The organism is Streptomyces sp. NPDC127197, assembly GCF_042672405.1.
GTDB classification, from domain to species: domain Bacteria; phylum Actinomycetota; class Actinomycetes; order Streptomycetales; family Streptomycetaceae; genus Streptomyces; species Streptomyces flavusporus.
On record NZ_JBHXVG010000002.1, the window covers coordinates 492,287 to 507,209 of the forward strand.

The 14,923-nt window shown below is 71.2% G+C and carries 13 protein-coding genes and 1 pseudogene; 6 read left to right on the plus strand and 8 right to left on the minus strand.

Annotation, left to right across the window (positions count from 1 at the left end; translation table 11 throughout):
- Positions 1-50 precede the first annotated feature (50 nt).
- A complete protein-coding gene (locus ACFVJQ_RS04875; protein WP_385780955.1) occupies positions 51-980 on the minus strand; it encodes a polysaccharide deacetylase family protein in 930 nt (309 codons plus the stop codon).
- 90 nt (positions 981-1,070) lie between these two features.
- On the opposite strand from ACFVJQ_RS04875, the gene ACFVJQ_RS04880 reads away from it, so the two are divergent.
- Together ACFVJQ_RS04880 and ACFVJQ_RS04885 are read left to right on the plus strand one after the other, a co-directional pair.
- A complete protein-coding gene (locus ACFVJQ_RS04880) occupies positions 1,071-2,237 on the plus strand; it encodes a methyltransferase domain-containing protein (RefSeq protein WP_385512594.1) in 1,167 nt (388 codons plus the stop codon).
- 204 nt (positions 2,238-2,441) lie between these two features.
- A pseudogene (locus ACFVJQ_RS04885) lies at positions 2,442-2,778 on the plus strand (IS200/IS605 family accessory protein TnpB-related protein); the annotation flags it as partial.
- A 348-nt stretch (positions 2,779-3,126) separates the two neighbouring features.
- Here the strand turns inward: ACFVJQ_RS04885 and ACFVJQ_RS04890 are convergent.
- The 3 genes from ACFVJQ_RS04890 to ACFVJQ_RS04900 all read right to left on the minus strand — a co-directional run bounded on the left by ACFVJQ_RS04890 (position 3,127) and on the right by ACFVJQ_RS04900 (position 6,761).
- Positions 3,127-4,173, minus strand: coding sequence for an LCP family protein (locus tag ACFVJQ_RS04890; RefSeq protein WP_385780958.1), 1,047 nt, complete (start codon positions 4,171-4,173; stop codon positions 3,127-3,129).
- A gap of 85 nt (positions 4,174-4,258) precedes the next feature.
- Entirely contained in the window at positions 4,259-5,608 is a 1,350-nt protein-coding gene (locus ACFVJQ_RS04895) for an endo-1,4-beta-xylanase (RefSeq protein WP_385512592.1), read from the minus strand.
- 103 nt (positions 5,609-5,711) lie between these two features.
- Positions 5,712-6,761, minus strand: coding sequence for a LacI family DNA-binding transcriptional regulator (locus ACFVJQ_RS04900; RefSeq protein WP_385512591.1), 1,050 nt, complete (start codon positions 6,759-6,761; stop codon positions 5,712-5,714).
- 107 nt (positions 6,762-6,868) lie between these two features.
- Here ACFVJQ_RS04900 and ACFVJQ_RS04905 point away from each other — a divergent pair, with 107 nt between their 5' ends.
- Genes ACFVJQ_RS04905 through ACFVJQ_RS04920 form a run of 4 tightly spaced genes read left to right on the plus strand, consistent with a single transcriptional unit; the run spans position 6,869 to position 12,333 of the window.
- A complete protein-coding gene (locus ACFVJQ_RS04905) occupies positions 6,869-8,203 on the plus strand; it encodes an ABC transporter substrate-binding protein (protein WP_385512590.1) in 1,335 nt (444 codons plus the stop codon).
- A gap of 23 nt (positions 8,204-8,226) precedes the next feature.
- Positions 8,227-9,081 carry a carbohydrate ABC transporter permease gene (locus tag ACFVJQ_RS04910; RefSeq protein ID WP_385512705.1) on the plus strand — a complete coding sequence of 285 codons (855 nt, stop codon included), beginning with the start codon at positions 8,227-8,229 and terminating at the stop codon, positions 9,079-9,081.
- A gap of 4 nt (positions 9,082-9,085) precedes the next feature.
- A complete protein-coding gene (locus ACFVJQ_RS04915) occupies positions 9,086-9,988 on the plus strand; it encodes a carbohydrate ABC transporter permease (RefSeq protein WP_385512589.1) in 903 nt (300 codons plus the stop codon).
- A gap of 38 nt (positions 9,989-10,026) precedes the next feature.
- Complete coding sequence (locus ACFVJQ_RS04920) at positions 10,027-12,333, plus strand: glycoside hydrolase family 3 N-terminal domain-containing protein (RefSeq protein ID WP_385780963.1); 2,307 nt, start codon at positions 10,027-10,029, stop codon at positions 12,331-12,333.
- A 15-nt stretch (positions 12,334-12,348) separates the two neighbouring features.
- Here the strand turns inward: ACFVJQ_RS04920 and ACFVJQ_RS04925 are convergent, their stop codons facing one another.
- From ACFVJQ_RS04925 to tsaB, 4 genes are read right to left on the minus strand one after another with little or no spacing between them, the layout of a single operon-like run.
- A complete protein-coding gene (locus tag ACFVJQ_RS04925) occupies positions 12,349-12,606 on the minus strand; it encodes a hypothetical protein (RefSeq protein ID WP_385512587.1) in 258 nt (85 codons plus the stop codon).
- Positions 12,603-13,688, minus strand: coding sequence for a tRNA (adenosine(37)-N6)-threonylcarbamoyltransferase complex transferase subunit TsaD (tsaD, locus tag ACFVJQ_RS04930; RefSeq protein WP_385512586.1), 1,086 nt, complete (start codon positions 13,686-13,688; stop codon positions 12,603-12,605). The genes ACFVJQ_RS04925 and tsaD overlap by 4 nt, the downstream gene beginning before the upstream one ends.
- Positions 13,681-14,199 carry a ribosomal protein S18-alanine N-acetyltransferase gene (gene rimI / locus ACFVJQ_RS04935; RefSeq protein ID WP_385512704.1) on the minus strand — a complete coding sequence of 173 codons (519 nt, stop codon included), beginning with the start codon at positions 14,197-14,199 and terminating at the stop codon, positions 13,681-13,683. Before rimI ends, tsaD begins: the two co-directional genes overlap by 8 nt.
- A gap of 29 nt (positions 14,200-14,228) precedes the next feature.
- Positions 14,229-14,882 (minus strand): tRNA (adenosine(37)-N6)-threonylcarbamoyltransferase complex dimerization subunit type 1 TsaB, encoded by a 654-nt coding sequence (gene tsaB, locus ACFVJQ_RS04940; RefSeq protein WP_385512585.1) that lies wholly within the window; start codon positions 14,880-14,882, stop codon positions 14,229-14,231.
- Between the last annotated feature and the right edge of the window lie 41 nt (positions 14,883-14,923).

The following is a 14,923-nucleotide window of genomic DNA, read 5'->3' on the forward strand; positions in this document are numbered from 1 at the left end:
TGCGGCGTTGTCGTCAGTCGCCGACTCCCCATCCGCCGAACAGGCCCTGGTCACAGGTAGTCCTCCAGCGGGGCCACCGCGTACCCCTGGGCCGTGACCTTGTCGAGGAACCGGCGGATCATGTCGGGCATCGTGCCTTCCCAGTCGTCCCGGCCGCGGAAGTGGCTGAGGACGATGTCGCCGGGGTGCAGGTCCTGGTCCCATTCGCGGTAGTCCCAGTGGTCGACGAACACCTCCTCGTTCCAGAGGGGGGCGTACTTGATGCCGCAGGCCTTGGCGGCGTGCAGGGTGTCCTTGTTGTAGTTGCCGAAGGGCGGGCGGAAGAGGAGCGGGCGTTTGCCGTAGCGCTTCTCGATGACGTCCTGCATGCCGCAGATCTCGCGCTTCTGGTCGTCGTAGGAGAGGCCGGGCAGGTACGGGTGGTTCAGGGTGTGGTTGTTCAGGGCCACACCGTTGTCCTGCATCCGCTTGAAGTAGGCGTAGTCCTCGCTGACCAGGTAGTCGCTGAGGAAGGCCGTGTACGGGACATCGAGGTCGTTCATCATCCGCAGGAACGCCGGGTCCTTCTCCGCACCGTCGTCGATGGTGAGGAAGACGATCTTGTGCTGGGTGGGGATGGTGGTGAAGACCGGCGGGAGGTCGTCCTCGAGGTGGCCGTCGACCTCGAAGCCCTCACGCGTCGTGATCCTCGGCTTCTTCACCGGGGGTGGCGGCGGCTTGAGGGGGACCTCCTTCAGACCCCAGCGCTTCGCGGCGGCGGCGCGGACGGCGTACTCGGCGCGGAGTTTGGCGGCGTAGCCGTCCAGGGCGCGGGCCGGGGGCGCCTTGAGCGGCGGGGGCTGGCCGGGAGCGGGCGGCACCTCCGAGCCGCCCTGCACGCAGCCGGAGGCGATGGCGGCGAGGGTCAGTGCGGCGACCGAGGCCCTGGCCCCCGGACGCCAACGCGACCGGTTTTTGTCATTTTGTAGTACTACTCGCATGCTTGCGGATCCTCGCAGGACCGGCTCGCGAACCCCGGCCGACACCGCCGCCGGAGGCGCACCATCCACCGACTGGCCGACAATGGCCTGGTGAACGACCTCCTCGCTCCCCTGCTCACCCCCGAAGGCCGGGCCCTCCTCGACGAGGTGCGCGGCACGGACCCCGCCCAGGAACTCGCCGTCGCGACCCGGCTGCGTCGCGAGCACCCGGCCGAGTTGGTGTCGGCGGCCCTCGGCCAGGCGCTGCTGCGGCAGCGGGCGGTGGCGAAGTTCGGGGCCGAGGACGCGGAGCGGATGTTCTTCACCCCCGACGGCGTGGAGCAGTCGACGCGGGCGAGCGTGGCGGCGTACCGCGCGCGGAGGTTCCAGGAGCTGGGCGTGACCTCCGTGGCCGACCTGTGCTGCGGGATCGGCGGCGACGCGGTCGCGCTCGCCCGGGCCGGGATCCGGGTCCTCGCCGTGGACCGGGATCCACTGACGGCGGCGGTGGCGCGTGCGAACGCCGAGGCGCTGGGGCTCGACGGGCTGATCGAGGTGCGTCAGGCGGATGTCACGGAGGTGGACGTGTCGGCGTATGACGCGGTCTTCGTGGATCCGGCGCGGCGGGGCGGACGGGGCCGGATCTTCGATCCGGAGGCGTACTCGCCGCCGCTGTCGTGGGCCGTACAGGCGGCCGCCCGGGCCCCGCACGCCGCGCTGAAGGTCGCGCCGGGCATTCCGCACGAGGCCGTGCCCGACACGGCCGAGGCCGAGTGGATCTCGGACGGCGGGGACGTGAAGGAAGCGGTGCTGTGGTTCGGCACCGAGCCCGGCCTGGTGCGAGCCACCCTGCTGCCGGGGCCGCGCACACTGCACTCCCGCGGGCTGCCCGATCCCCCGGTGCGTCCCGTCGGGCGCTTTCTCTACGAGCCCGACGGCGCCGTCATCCGCGCCCATCTGGTCGCCGAGGTGGCCGACGAGCTGGGCGGCGGGCTGGTCGACGAGACCATCGCGTACGTCACGGCCGACGAGGCGCGTGTCACGTCGTACGCCTCCGCCTACGAGATCACCGATCAACTCCCCTTCAGCGTCAAGAAGTTGAAGGCGCTGCTGCGGGAGCGGGAGGTCGGGATCCTCACCGTCAAGAAGCGGGGCTCGGCCGTCGCGCCGGAAGAACTGCGCAAGAAGGTCAAGCCTCACGGACCCAACGCGGCCACCGTCTTCCTGACCCGGGTCGCGGGTCATCCGGCGATGCTGGTGGGCCACCCGTTGGGGTAGCGAGCTGTTCCAGCCGGAATGTGCTCAAGCCTGCCCAGGTGAGCGGGAGTGAGCCTTGACAGTCTGCGGCGTGACGCGCCTGTCGGCCGTCATGCCGATCCCTCGGGAGGGGAACGGAAGTACTGGTCTCGAATGCGTGACCTTTGCGGGCTGGCTTCGTTGGATGCGGTGACGGGGCTGGGATTTTCGGGGCGGAGGTGACAGATGGGCGAGCTGCGGAATGTGGCAAAGCCGTTCCTCGCGTCCGGTCCGACCGGTGTCGCGATCCGCACCCGAATCAAACAGCTGACGGCCGAGGATGAGCAGGTGGTGCGTCTAGTGGGCGCGCATCTGGGCGCACTGGCCTCGAAGGACCTGAAGGTGCGGTGCGCGGACGGCCTGGAGCACTCCACCGACAGGTGGGCGGCGCGCAAGCGTGTGCTGACGCCGGTGGCGTCTTCGCGCTGGGCCGGGGCAATCACTAAAGCATCGCACGACCAGTGGGCGCTGGCCCGCCCGTGTCAGCTCGCCCACATCCACAGCCTTCAGGCCGGTCATCGCGGTCGACCCCGCGTACACCTCGAAGCGGGGCGCCCAGCACTGGCAAAAGCCCCTCACCACGAAGAACCGCAAGACTACTCGCCACGACGCGGCCGCCGTGGCGATCGGCAGGCGCGCCCTCGGGCACCCGATCCGGCTGGGGGTACCTCCCAGGCCCTTAAGGCACTGGGGGAGGACGGCACCGCCCCCACAGCACCAGAGCGATGCTGTGGGGCATCGGACCATCCAGGCCCGACTGGAGGTCCCCAGACGTGAGGGACCCCGCCCCCGCAGGGCCGCGCAGGTCGGCGGCGGGCTGCTGGTGCACAGCCCACCGTCGAAAACGGGCCGGGCCGGGTGACCGGCGGCCCTACCGCAACGACTCCCACAGCTCCCCCGCCTCCGGCTCCTGCGCCACCACCCGGTTGCGGTCCGCGGCGGCCGGGACGACCGGCATGGTCACCGTCTCGACCCGGTCGGCGGACAGGCCCTGCAGACTCCGGCCGAGGCTCACCAGTTCGCCGAGGGAGTCGAGGCCGGTGTCGGTGGTGAGGCTGCCGGTGACGGTGTCCGCGACCTCGTAGAGCCGGGTCGGGTCGGAGAGCAGGCTCGTCGATGCGATCTGCTCCAGCAGCGCCTTCACGAGCTGTTGCTGGAGGCCGATGCGGCCCAGGTCGCTGCCGTCGCCGATGCCGTGCCGGGTGCGGGCCAGGCCGAGGGCCTGTTCGCCGTCGAGGTGGTGGGTGCCGGCCGGCAGGGTCAGGTGGCTGTCCTCGTCGTCGATGTCCTCGTCCGTGGTGACGGTGACCCCGCCGAGTGCGTCCACCAGCTTCGCGAAGCCGGAGAAGTCGATCTCGATGTAGTGGTCCATGCGGACGTTCGTCATCGACTCGACGGTCTTCACCGCACACACCGGACCGCCCACCGAGTACGCGCTGTTGAACATCGCGTTGTACGCCTCGGCCGTCTCTCCGCCGGACGCCAGCGGACAGGACGGCCGGGTGACCAGCGTGTCGCGCGGAATGCTGACCACCGTGGCATCGGTGCGTCCGGCGTCCAGGTGCACGACCATCGCCGTGTCGGACCGGGCGCCGCCGGAGCTGTCGCCGCCGCCGAGCGCCTGGTTCTCGGCGCCGCTGCGCGAGTCGGAGCCCAGCACGAGGATGTTGAGGGCCTCGCCGGGCGGCATCGAGGCGGACGGGGAGACGGAGGGCGTCGGCTTCGGCGGGCGGTCGTCGCCGAGCGCGCTGTTGATGTCGACGCTCTCGATGTTGTCGTTCAGGTGCCAGTAGACCCAGCCCCCCGCGGCGGCGCCCAGCAGCAGGACGCCCGCCAGTGCGAAGCCGGCGGTCTTCCACCCACCCGACCGCCGGCCCGCTCTTCTGCCGTCGTCCCCGTCCTCGTCAAGTCCCGTCACAGGGAGGAACGTAAGTCCGAATTATTACGAGCAGGGACGTCAGGCCGTGTTTTCTTCCGGAAATCTCATATTCCGCTGAGGATTCTCAGCCCAGGGTCACCACGGGCACCGTGTTGCTCCCGTTCCACGTCCCGTTGAACCCGAACGTCACCGAACCTCCGTCCGGCACCGTCCCGTTGTAGGAGGCGTTGGAGCAGCTGACCGCCGCGCCCGACTGTGCGCAGGTCGCGTTCCAGGCCTGGGTGATGCGCTGGCCCGCGCCGTACGTCCAGTTCACCTTCCAGGACGACAGCGACGCGCCCGAGCAGGCGATCCTGACCTGCCCGGTGAAGCCGGTGCTCCACTGACCGGCGATGCCGTACGTCGCCGAGCACCCGCCGGTGGGCGTGCCGCTCCCGCCCAGGGACTCCGCGATCGCGTGGTACGCCGGTTTCGGCGCGAAGTTCTCGTCGTACGGGGTCGCCGCCCCGTAGCCCTCGAAGACGTCCGGGATCCAGGAGTCGGAGTCGGTGAAGCCCCAGACGGTGACGCCGGTGCAGCGGGACACCGCCAGGCACGCGTTCATGACCGCCCGGTAGTCGGCGGCCTGCTGGGCCAGCTTCGCTTCCGTGGCCGGCAGCTGCATCCGGATGTCCAGCTCCGTGATCGCGACGTCGACCCCGAGGTCGGCGAAGCGCTGGATGTTCTGCTGCATCGTCGACGGCACCTGCCCCAGGATCAGATGCGCCTGCAGGCCCACCCCGTCGATCGGGACGCCGCGCTCCTTCAGCGACTTGACCAGGTTGTACAGGGCGGTGCTCTTCGCGTTCACGCCCTCGACGTTGTAGTCGTTGATGTACAGCTTGGCAGCCGGGTCGGCAGCCCGGGCCCAGGTCAGGGCCTGGGCGATGTAGTCCTGGCCGAGGTTGTCGTACCAGAGGGTCCGCCGGTAGGTGCCGTCCTCGTTGAACGGCTCGTTGACCACGTCCCAGGCGGCGAGGCGGCCCTTGTAGCGGGTGACCTCGGTGGTGATGTGGTCCTGGAGGATGCCGCTCAGCTGCGCCGGCGTCCAGGAGCCGTTCGTCAGCCAGCCGGGGTTCTGGCTGTGCCAGACGAGGGTGTGGCCGCGCACCTGCTGGTCGTGCGCCTCGGCGAAGTCCACTATCCGGTCGGCCTCGGCCCAGTTGTAGGTGCCGCGGCTCGGCTCGACCGACTCCCACTTCATGGCGTTGCCGGGCGTGAGCGAGTTGAACTCGCGGCCCGCGATGTCGCCGTAGGTGCCGGTGAGCTTGGAGCCGGTGACCGCGGTGCCGATGATCTTGCCCTTGGCGTCGGCGAGGTCGCGCAGCGGGGTGTCGGCGGCGTGTGCCGAGGGGGCGGCGACCAGTAAGGCGCCGAGTGCGGCGAGGCCGGTGAACAGCGACGCCAGGGGCCGGCCTGATCTCAGAGATCTCATGTGCGGGTGCCTCCGAAAGTTTCGGTGGTGCATCCGATTGGCTTCGGAGGAGTGTTGAGGCAGCCGCCCCATGCGTCAATACGTCAGCTTCCGGCCACTCCCGTCACGAGGCCGGTGGCGCCGTACTGCTGCGCACCACCAGGCTGGTCGCCAGCTCCACCCGGGTGGCGGCCTGAGCCCCCTCCCCGCGCCCCAGCTCCAGCACCAGCCGGGCCGCCGCCTCGGCCATCTCCGTCAGCGGCTGCCGTACGGTCGTCAGCGGCGGCCCCACCCAGCGCGCCACCGGCAGATCGTCGAACCCGACCACGCTCAGGTCCTCCGGCACGCGCAGCCCCAGCTCGCGTGCCGCCTCGTACAGCCCGAGCGCCTGGAGGTCGTTCCCGGCGAAGACCGCCGTCGGCCGGTCGGGGCGGCGCAGCAGCTCCAGGCCCAGCCGGTAGCCGGACTCGTGGTGGAAGTCGCCGACCGCGACGAGCGAGTGGTCCACCGGCAGCCCCGCCGTCTCCAGCGCCGCCCGGTAACCGTCCACCCGGGCCCGGCTGCACAGCATCCGCGACGGCCCGCTGATCGCCCCGATCCTGCTGTGCCCCAGCTCGACCAGGTGGCGGGTGGCGGCCAGTCCGCCCTGCCAGTTGGTGGCGCCGATCGACGGCACGTCGGCGCCCGGATCGCCCGCCGGGTCCATCACCACGAACGGGATGGACCTGCTGGTCAGCAGCGCACGCTGGGCCTCGTCGAGCTCGGACAGCACGAGGATCACGCCGTGCGGACGGCGGGCGGCGACCTGGTCGGCCCAGGTCCGCCCGGGCGTCAGCCGCCCCGCGCTCTCGGAGAGCACGACGCTCAGCCCGGCGTCCCTGGCCACGTTCTCCACGCCCCGGATGACCTCCAGCGCCCAGGCGCTCTCCAGCTCGTGGAAGACCAGGTCGAGCAGGGGCGAGCGGGACGACTCGGCCCGGCGCCGCCGGTAGCCGTGGGTGCGCAGCAGCTCCTCGACGCGGTTGCGGGTGCCCGGGGCCACGTCGGCGCGGCCGTTGAGGACCTTCGAAACAGTCGGAGCGGAGACGCCGGCCTCGCGGGCGATCTCGGCGAGCGTCGCGGTCTGCGCGGACCGCCCTGTCGTCTGGGTTTCTGCGCGTTCCGGGGGAGTCATGGCGGCGATCGTATCTCTGCGCGACCTCTTGACGGGCCTCCTGCACCGCTTTAAGTTCCCGGAACATTCGAGAAGATGCACGAAACATTCGAGAGGTGCGTGCTGTCATGGGGTCCACCACGTCGTCCAATGGCGGGCGAACGTTCAGCAGGCGCTGGGTGCTCGGCGCCGGTGCCACCACCCTGCTCACCACCGGGCTCACCGCCTGCGGCTCCGGCGGTGGCTCCGGCAGCGGCGGCGGCACCCTCACCGCCCTCGTGTACGGCGACGACGCCGTGAAGGTGCAGGAGAAGGCCGTCGCCCGCTTCAACGGCTCGGCCGCCGCGAAGTCGGCCAAGGGCACGGTCAAGCTGCAGAAGATCCCGGGCACCGAGTACCCGGCCAAGCTGCGCACGGCGATGGGCTCGCCCAACGCCCCCGACGTCCTGTTCAACTGGGGAGGCGGCTCGATCAAGGCGTACCAGGAGGCCGATCAGCTCGTCGACCTGACCGACACCATCAAGAACGACCCGGTCCTCAAGGACGGCTTCCTGCCCTCGGTGCTGGCGGCCGGCGGCCTCGACGGGCGCAACTACGGCATACCGATGCGCGGCATGCAGCCGGTGATCCTCTTCTACAACAAGGCGGTGTTCACCGAGCACAAGCTGCAACCGCCCACCACCTGGGACCAGTTGCTCGACAACAACGCCAAGCTCAAGAAGGCCGGCATCACCCCCTTCGCGCTCGGCGGCTCCGACATCTGGCCCGAGCTGATGTGGCTGGAGTACCTGGTCGACCGCATCGGCGGCCCCGAGGTCTTCGAGCGGATCAAGAACGGCGACGCGTCGGGCTGGGGCGACCCGGCCGTCCTGAAGGCCGCCGAGACCGTACGGGATCTCATCGACGACGGCGCCTTCGGCGAGGGCTTCAGCTCCGTGTCCTACGTCAACGGCGGCGCGCCCGCGGTCTTCGCGAAGGGCAAGGCCGCGATGCATCTGATGGGCTCCTGGGAGTACTCCACGCAGCTCGGCAAGTTCCCCGACTTCGCGAAGAAAGACCTGGGCTGGGCGGCCTTCCCGACGGTCGAGGGCGGCTCCGGCGATGTGCGCAACGTGGTCGGCAACCCCACCAACTACTGGTCCGTCAACGCCCGCACCCGCAACAAGGACGCCGCGATCGCCTTCCTCAAGGACTGCGCGTCCGAGGCGTACGCCAAGGACCTGGTCGCCAACGGCGACATCCCGACGACGTCCAACGCGGCCGCGCTGCTGGACGCCGCGCCGAACCCCGAGTTCGCCAAGTTCCAGTACGAGATGGTCGAGCAGGCCCCCGCCTTCACGCTGAGCTGGGACCAGGCGGTCGACCCGAGTGTCCAGACGCCGATGCTCACGGAGATCAACAAGCTGTTCGTGGGCAAGTCGACGCCGAGCCGGTTCGTCTCGGCGCTCAAGGAGCTGCGGTGAGCGCGAGCACCCGGGCGATGAGCATGCGCACCCGGGCCGGCCGGCCGCACGCCGGCTGGGCCCTTCCCGGGGTGCTGTTCTTCGCGTTCTTCGCGGTGGCGCCGATGGCCCTGGCGTTCTACCTCTCCTTCACCGAGTGGAACGGCCTCGGCGATCCGAGGCCGGTCGGCCTGGCCAACTGGCAGAAGCTGCTGGACGACCCCCGTCTGACCCAGTCCCTGTGGCTGACGGTCCTGCTCACGGTCGTCAGCTGGGCCTTCCAGACCGTCGTGGCCCTGCTGCTCGGCGTGTGGGCGGCGGGCCGGCAGCGCAACCGGGCCGTTCTCTCCGCGATCTTCTTCGTGCCGTTCCTGCTGTCCTCGACGGCGATCGCCCTGCTCTTCTACGCCCTGCTCGACCCGAACTTCGGCATCGTCCGGCAGGACACCCTCGGCTCCTCCAGCGGCGCCTTCCTCGCGATCGTCTTCGTCGGCGGCTGGCAGTTCATCCCGTTCCACACGCTGATCTACCAGGGCGGCGCCCGCCAGATCCCGGACATCCTCTACCAGGCGGCGGCGATCGACGGAGCGGGCCGCTACCGCCAGTTCTTCTCCATCACCCTGCCCCAGCTGCGCAACACCATGGCCACGTCCGGCGTTCTGATGGTGGTCGGCTCCCTCACGTACTTCGAGACGGTGCTGATCCTCACCCAGGGCGGCCCCGGCACGGACACCGCGATCCTGCCGTACCTGATGTACGAGGCGGGCTTCAAGAGCTACGACTTCGGCTACGCGAGCGCCATCGCCTCCTTCCTGGTCGCGACGGCGACCGGGCTGTCCCTGCTCCTGGTGCGGCTGACCGGCTTCGGCGCCATGCGCAGCACCCGGGAAGGGATGTGACGGAATGTCGCACGACACGCTGCCCCGCCCTGTGAAGACCACCGGCCCCGGCACACCACCGCCGCCGGCCCGCCACCGCCCCCGGCACTGGACCCGGCGCGCCAACCCCCTAGCGGGCCTCGGCTCCCTGATCTGGCTCGCGGTCGTGATCATCCCGATCTACGCGATGATCTCGGCCTCCCTCACCCGCCAGGACGAGGCCCTGGGCCAGGGCGCTCTCGAACCGCCCACGCATCCGACCCTCGAGAACTACAACACCGTCCTGAACAACGGCTTCGGCCACTTCCTGACGAACACGGCGATCGTGGCGGCGGCGGTCGTGGCCATCGTCCTGGTGCTGTGCGTACCGCTCGCCTACGTCGCCGTACGCACCCGCAACCGCTGGTCGGGAGCCGCGTTCCGGCTCTTCCTGCTCGGGGTGGCGATCCCGGCGCAGGCGGTCGTGGTGCCCCTCTACCTGATGATCGCCAAGCTGAACCTCTACGACAGTCTGCTCGCGGTCATCCTGCCGACGGCGGCCTTCGCGATGCCGGTGGCGGTGCTGATCCTGACCGGCACGCTGCGGGACATCTCCGAGGAGCTGTACGAGGCGATGGCTCTGGACGGTGCCTCACCGCTGCGGATGCTGTTCCAGCTGACCGTCCCGCTGGCCAAGGGCGGCATCGGCACCGTCGTCATCTACTCCGCGCTCCAGGCCTGGAACGGTTTCCTCTTCCCGCTGATCTTCACCCAGTCCGACGGTCCGCGCGTCCTGACCCTCGGACTGTTCAACTACGTCAGCCAGTTCGGCGTGAACATCCCCGCCCTGCTCGCCTCGGTCGTCCTCTCCGGCATCCCGATCTTCGCCGTCTACCTGGTGGCCCGCCGCGCGCTGGTGGGCGGCCTGATGGGCGTGGGCGGCAAGTGACCAGCGGTACGTGACCCCACCCTCCCGACAGGAGTTTCATGAGCACCGCCCCTTGGCGTGACCCCGCCCTGCCCGCCGCCACCCGTGTGGCCGACCTCCTCTCCCGGATGACCCTCGAGGAGAAGACCGCCCAGCTGTACGGCGTGTGGGTGGGGGCCGACACGGACGGCGCCGGAGTCGCCCCCCACCAGCACGACATGACCGATGCCTTCGATCTCGACGAGCTGATCCGGCACGGCCTGGGCCAGCTCACCCGCCCCTTCGGCACGGCCCCCGTCGATCCGGCGGCCGGTGCCCGCTCCCTGGCGCAGGCCCAGCGCCGGATCGTCGAGGCCGGTCGCTTCGGCATCCCGGCGATCGCCCACGAGGAGTGCCTGGCGGGGTTCACGGCCTGGCAGGCGACGGCGTACCCGGTCCCGCTCGCCTGGGGCGCGACCTTCGACCCGGCGCTGGTCGAGGAGATGGCCCGGCGGATCGGCGCCGACCTGCGCTCGGTCGGCGTCCACCAGGGCCTCGCCCCGGTCCTGGACGTCGTACGGGATCTGCGCTGGGGCCGGGTCGAGGAGACGATCGGCGAGGACCCGTACCTGGTCGGCACGATCGGCGCCGCCTATGTGCGGGGCCTGGAGTCGGCCGGGATCGTCGCCACCCTCAAGCACTTCGCCGGATACGCGTCCTCGGCCGGCGCCCGCAACCTGGCCCCGGTGCGGGCGGGCGTACGGGAGTTCGCGGACGTCACCCTGCCCCCGTTCGAGCTGGCGCTGCGCGAGGGCGGCGCACGCTCGGTGATGGCGGCGTACAACGAGACGGACGGCGTACCGGCGTCCGCTGATCCCTGGCTGCTGACCGAACTCCTCCGGGAGGAATGGCAGTTCACCGGAACCGTCGTCTCGGACTACTTCGGCGTCGGATTCCTTGAGACCCTGCACCGCGTGGCGGGCACCCCGGCCGAGGCGGCGCACCGGGCGCTGGCGGCCGGGATCGACGTCGAGCTGCCGACGCTGAAGTGCTTCGGGGAGCCGCTGGTGGCCGCCGTGCGGGCGGGGGCGGTCCCGGAGGAACTCGTGGACCGGGCGGCCCACCGCGTCCTGCTCCAGAAGTGCGAGCTGGGCCTGCTGGACGAGGACTGGCAGCCCGAGACGCAGGAGTCGATCGACCTGGACCCGGCGGCGAACCGTGCGCTCGCCCGGCGTCTGGCCGAGGAGTCGGTGGTCCTGCTGGACAACCCGGACGGCGTGCTGCCGTTGGCCCCGGACACCCGTGTCGCCGTGGTGGGCCCCAGGGCCGCGGACGCCCTGGCGATGCTCGGCTGCTACTCCTTCCCCTCCCACGTCCTGCCCTCCCACCCCGAGGTCCCGACGGGCATCGAGATCCCGACCCTTCTCGAATCGCTGCGCACCGAACTCCCCGACGCGAAGGTGACGTTCGCGGAGGGCTGCGGGGTCGCCGACCCCGACACCTCCGGCTTCGAGGAGGCGGTGGCGCGGGCGGCGGAGGCGGATGTGTGCGTGGCGGTCCTGGGCGACCGGGCGGGCCTGTTCGGCCGGGGCACCTCGGGCGAGGGCTGCGACGCCGCCGACCTCGGTCTGCCCGGTGTCCAGGGCGATCTGCTGGACGCGCTGGTGGCGACCGGCGTCCCGGTGGTGCTGGTCCTGCTCACCGGCCGGCCGTACGCCCTGGGCCGCTGGCACGGCCGGCTCGCCGCGTCCGTCCAGGCGTTCTTCCCGGGCGAGGAGGGCGGCCCGGCGGTGGCGGGAGTCCTGTCGGGCCGCGTCAACCCCTCCGGCCGGCTCCCGGTGAGCGTCCCGCACCTGCCCGGCGGGCAGCCGTGGACGTACCTCCAGCCGCCGCTGGGCCTGGCGGGCGAGGTCAGCAACCTGGACCCGACCCCGCTGTACGCCTTCGGACACGGCCGCTCGTACACGACGTTCGCCTGGGAGCCGGTCGAGGGCACGCATCCCGGCATCGGCACGGACGGCTCGTACGACGTCTCGGTCGTCGTCCGCAACACGGGCGACCGCGCGGGCGCGGAGGTCGTCCAGCTCTACCTGCACGACCCGGTGGCCTCCGTGACCCGCCCGGACGTCCGTCTGATCGGCTACCGCCGGGTGGAGCTGGAGCCGGGGGACGCGGCTCGCGTGACCTTCCGCTTCCATGCGGATCTCTCGGCCTTCACCGACCGGTCCGGCCGAAGGGTGGTCGAACCGGGCGCGCTGGAACTGCGGTTGGCGGCATCCAGCGCGGACGTACGGCACACGGCACAGCTGACTCTCACGGGACCGGTGAGGGTGCTGGGTCCGGATCGCCGACTGCGCTGCGAGACGGAGATGTCCGGCGTGGGGTGACCTCCTGCACGCCGGTCAGTCCGCCCGCACCGACTCGAACCGCCACCGATGCACCGCCCGAGTGACCAACTCCCCGTCCGGGTCCGGAAGTTCGGGGAGGTCGGCGTCGTAGGCCGCGTCCCACCAGGTGATGACGAGGACGCGGTCCTGCGGGGCACGGAAGGTCTCCCGGCGCAGGGGCTGCTCGGCCAGCTCCTGCTTCCGCGCCCAGGCCAGCAGTTCCTCGCCGCGCCCGTCCACCGCCCGGGCCTCCCACATCAACGCGACGGTCATGAGTACAGGTTGTCCTTGCTGACCTCGTGGACGTGATCGTGCCCGGGCACATGCGGGTCCGTCACCGGCAGCGACGAGTCCGCCGACAGGTCCCAGCTCGACGCCGCACGACCCCGGGCCACCATCTCGGCACCCAGCGCCGCGACCATCGCGCCGTTGTCCGTGCACAGCTTCGGCCGGGGCACCCGCAGCCGGATCCCGGCCGCCTCACACCGCTCCTGGGCCAGCGCCCGCAGCCGGGAGTTGGCGGCCACACCGCCGCCGATCATCAGGTGGTCGACGCCCTCGTCCTTGCAGGCCCGTACGGCCTTGCGGGTCAGCACGTCCACGACCGCCTCCTGGAAGGACGCCGCCACGTCCCGCACCGGCACCTCCTCCCCCGCCGCCCGTCTGGCCTCGATCCAGCGGGCCACGGCCGTCTTCAGTCCGGAGAAGGAGAAGTCGTACACCGGATCGCGCGGGCCGGTCAGACCACGCGGGAACGCGATGGCGTCCGGGTCGCCCTCCTTCGCGTACCGGTCGATGACCGGGCCGCCCGGGAAGCCGAGGTTCAGCACCCGGGCGATCTTGTCGAAGGCCTCGCCGGCCGCGTCGTCGATGGTCGCGCCCATCGGGCGGACGTCGGAGGTGATGTCGGAGGAGAGGAGCAGCGACGAATGCCCGCCGGACACCAGCAGCGCCATCGTCGGCTCCGGCAGCGCCCCGTGCTCCAGCTGGTCGACGCAGATGTGGGAGGCGAGGTGGTTGACGCCGTACAGCGGCTTGCCCAGCGCGTAGGCGTACGCCTTCGCCGCCGAGACCCCGACGAGCAGCGCGCCCGCGAGCCCCGGACCTGCGGTCACCGCAATGCCGTCGAGGTCCTTCGCGCTGACCCCTGCCTCCTTCAGCGCCCGGTCGATGGTCGGCACCATCGCCTCCAGGTGCGCGCGGGACGCGACCTCCGGCACGACCCCGCCGAAGCGGGCGTGCTCGTCGACGCTGGAGGCGACGGCGTCCGCGAGCAGGGTGGTACCGCGGACGATGCCGACGCCGGTCTCGTCGCAGGAGGTCTCGATCCCCAGGACCAGGGGTTCGTCAGTCATGGATCTCGGTTCCTTGTTCGGAGGGTGCAGAGGGGGCCGAGGGCACACCCGCGGCGGAGCCGCTGTCGGACGCGGTCGACAGGCGCATCACCACGGCGTCCACGTTCCCCGGCTGGTAGTAGCCACGCCGGAAGCCGATGGGCTCAAAACCGAAGCGCTCGTACAGCTTCTGGGCGTGGACGTTGTCCACCCGGCACTCGAGCATCACCTCGGCGCACTCGAAGGCGGTCGCGGCCCGCAGCAGCTCGGTCAGCAGCCGCGCGCCGAGTCCGGTGCCCCAGTGGTCACGGGCGACGGCGATCGTCTGGACGTCCCCGATGTCACCGGCGGACGCGAGGCCCGCGTACCCGACGATCCGGCCGGCCTCGTCCTCAGCGACCACGTACCGCCGGGTCGCCCCGGGGCCGCGCGCATGAGCGAGCTCGGACCAGAACATGCCCCGCGACCAGGCGTCCTCGGGGAACAGGTCCCGCTCCAGCTCCAGCACGGGATCGATGTCCCACCAGCGCATCTCACGCAGCACGGGCGTCACGGGCTCGGTCACTTCGGGGTGACCACCTTGTAGTTCTTGGGCACCTGGGCGTCCGGCCGGCGCAGATACAGCGGGCGGGGTGCGGGGAGTTCCTCGCCCTTGCCGAGCCGCTCCACGGCCAGCCGGGCGAGGGCGGCCGCGGACACGTGCTCGGGCTCGTGCACGACCTGGAAGGTGTCCGGGTACAGCAGCGCGCCCGCACCGACCGCGGGCAGCCCGTCGACCTGCGCGGCGATGTCGGCGGGGCGGGCGACGGCCGGGTCCGTGACGCGGGTGCGGGAGTCGGCGTACCGCGCCCAGTAGACCTCCTTGCGCCGGGCGTCGGTCGCCACGACGAAGGGGCCCTCCATGTCGGCGGCGTAGGCGAGGCCGTCCAGCGTGCACACGCCGTGCACGGGCACGCCGAGCGCGAGCCCGAAGGTGTCGGCGGTCATCAGCCCGACGCGCAGCCCGGTGTACGGGCCCGGGCCGATCCCCACGACGATCCGTGTGACGGCGTCCAGCGTGAGCCCCGCCTCGCCGAGCACACGGTGGACGGCCGGCAGCAGCAGCTCACCGTGCCGGCGGGCGTCCACCTGGCTCGACGAGGCGATGACGTCCGTACCGTCGTGCAGCGCGACGGTCACGGCGGGAGTTGCGGTATCGAGAGCGAGCAAGAGCACGCAAACAGCCTACGGCTCCTCGGGGCACCCCGGCCCACGCC